The 2,673-nt window shown below is 73.5% G+C and carries 2 protein-coding genes; both read left to right on the top strand.

Features of this window, described 5'->3' with window-relative positions:
* A partial coding sequence (locus HOQ08_RS03230) for a tetratricopeptide repeat protein (RefSeq protein WP_291191543.1) occupies window positions 1–1,444 on the top strand: 1,444 nt, incomplete at its 5' end.
* The coding region (locus HOQ08_RS03225; protein WP_291191540.1) for a BatD family protein at window positions 1,441–2,673 on the top strand (1,233 nt) is incomplete at its 3' end. The genes HOQ08_RS03230 and HOQ08_RS03225, both read left to right, overlap by 4 nt.

Below are 2,673 nucleotides of genomic sequence, written 5' to 3'. Positions count from 1 at the left end.
CGCCAACAGCCTGAACGACCTGCTCGACGCGCTCGCTCCCGACACCATGCCGGTCGAAGGCGACAACGCGGCTGCAGCGATCGCACGCGGCGCTGCGCTGATTCGGGGCGCCAAGGTCGGAGGCGGTTCGCTGGTGCTCGTCACCGACGACGCCGATGCGCAGGCACAGCAGGCGGCGCGCCAGGCGCGGGCGGACGGGGTGCGCGTCTCGGTGCTCGGCATCGGCACGCCGCACGGCGGCCCGGTGCCGCTGGCCGACGGCGGCTTCCTGCGCGATGCCCGCGGCGAGGTGATGATGGCCGGCCGCGACGACGCGGCATTGGCGGCGCTCGCCGCAGCCGGTGGTGGTCAGTACGTGCCCATGCGGGAGGACCGCGCCGATATCCAGGCGCTCGCGATGCAACTGCGCCGCGGCGAGGCGGACGTCGCCACGGGCCAGGCCGGTGCGCAATGGGAGGATCGCGGCCCCTGGCTGCTGTTGCCGCTGCTGCCGTTGCTGGCGTTCGCCTTCCGCCGCGGCTGGCTGTTGCTGCTGCCGCTGATGCTGTTGCCGCTGTTGCCCGGGCGCGCGCTGGCCGGCACCTGGCAGGACCTGTGGCAGCGACGCGACCAGCAGGCCGCGCAGGCGCTGCGCGAGGGGCACGCGAACCAGGCCCAGGCGCTGGCCCGGGATCCGGCCCTGCGCGGCGCGGCCGCCTACCGCGCCGGCAACTACGATGCCGCGGTCGACGCGCTGCATCCGCTAGGCACTGCCGAGGCGCAATACAACCTCGGCAACGCGCTGGCCAAGGCGGGCCGTTATCAGGATGCGCTGGCCGCGTACGACCGCGCGCTCGCGCGCGATCCGCACGATGCGGACGCCAAGGCCAACCGCCAGGCGGTGGAGGACTGGCTGCGCCGCCAACCGCCGAAGCAGGACCCGTCCTCCGACGGAAGGAACCAGGGCGGCGGGCCGTCCTCGAAGAAATCCGGGCAAGGACAGGACGGGGAGCAGTCCAAGAAGGACAGCCAGGGCAACCGCCAGGGCGAGCAGCAGGACGGCCGGCAGGACGGCAAGGGCAAGCAGGGCCAGGGCCAGCAGCCGCCGAACGCGCAGGGCAGCGAAGGCCAGGCCGGACGCGATGGCGCGCGCGCGCAGGAGCCAGGAGCCAGTCGCCCGCTGACCCCCGAGCAGCAGGCCGAACAACAGGCGCGCACGGCGCGTGCGGGCCAGGCGCTGAAGCAGCAGATCGATCGCGCGCTGGCCCCGTCGGCCAAGAAGAATGGTGGCGAGCACCAACTGGGCGCGCTCGACCAGGACGACCCGCAGGCGCGCCTGCCTGCCGAGCTGCGCCAGGCGCTGCAGCGCGTGCCGGATGATCCCGGCGCGCTGCTGCGGCGCAAGTTCGAACTGGAATACCGCCAGCGCCACGGCGGCGCGACGGCCGAGGACGACCTGCCGTGAGGCGCTGGGCCGGACTGCTCCTGCTCCTGTTGCTGCCGGTGCTCGCGCATGCGGCTACGGTGCAGGCCTCGCTCGACCGCAACCAGGTGCAGCTGGGCGACACCGTCACGCTCAACCTGCGGGTGGAGGGCGGCGGGCTGGCGCAGGCGCCGGACCTCTCCGCGCTGGCGGGCGACTTCGAACTGCTCGGCAGCTCCAGCAACACCAGCGTGAGCATCGTCAACGGCCGGCGCAGCGCGCAGCTCACGGTGGGCATCGCGCTGCGGCCCCGGCGCGTGGGGCAGCTCGTCATCCCGCCGCTGGATTTCGCCGGATCGCGCACGCCGCCGCTCACGCTTGCCGTGACCCAGCCCGACCCGGCCGCCGCGGCCAACAGCGGCAAGCCCGCCTTCCTCGAGGCCAGCGCCACGCCCAGCCACGTACGCGTGGGCCAGCAGTTGCTGTTCACCGTGCGCCTGTACCTGGCCGGCACCCTGAGCGGCGGCTCGCTGAGCGAACCCAAGCTGCCTGGCATCGATGCGCGGAGGCTGGGCGACGACCTGGACTACGACGTGGTGCGTGGCGGCCGCGCCTACCACGTGATCGAGCGGCGCTATGCGTTGATCCCGCAGCAGCCCGGCACTATCCAGTTGCCCTCGGTGGGCTTCCAGGGCGAACTGATCGATCCGTCCGATCCCGACAGTTTCTTCGCGATGGGCTCGCCCACCAGCGCGGCCTCGCCGCCGGTGACGATCCAGGTAGACCCCGTGCCGCCCGGCTGGGGCAGCAGCGCGTGGCTGCCCGCGCGGGCGCTGAGCCTGACCCTCGACGGCCTGCCGGCGGACGGCAAGGTGCGCGTCGGGCAGCCGCTGGATCTGGTCATGACACTGCAGGCCACCGGGTTGCCCTACGAGGCATTGCCGGCGCTGAGCCTGCCGGACCTGGACGGTGCCACCGTCTATCCCGACAAGCCGGTGACCGGCACGCGCAACGACGGGCAGTGGCTGATCGGCCGCCGCCAGCAGAGCTTCGCCCTGGTGCCCGGCCGTGCGGGTACGCTCGTTCTTCCGGCCGTGACGCTGAAGTGGTGGAACGTGCAGACCGGGCAGGCGGAGGAAGCGCGCATACCGGCGCATACGCTGACGGTGCTGCCTGGTGCGGGCGTTGGATCCGCCCCGCCCGCGCTCGCGCCTGCACACGCGGCCTCGGCGTCGGCGCCTTCGTCGCCGGTGGCGACCGCGCGGCGTGCG

Origin of the sequence: Frateuria sp., from assembly GCF_013362045.1 — a bacterium.
Taxonomy (GTDB): domain Bacteria; phylum Pseudomonadota; class Gammaproteobacteria; order Xanthomonadales; family Rhodanobacteraceae; genus Frateuria_A.
Note: the sequence above shows the minus strand (reverse complement) of the source record. Positions and strands in the feature narration are given on the sequence as shown.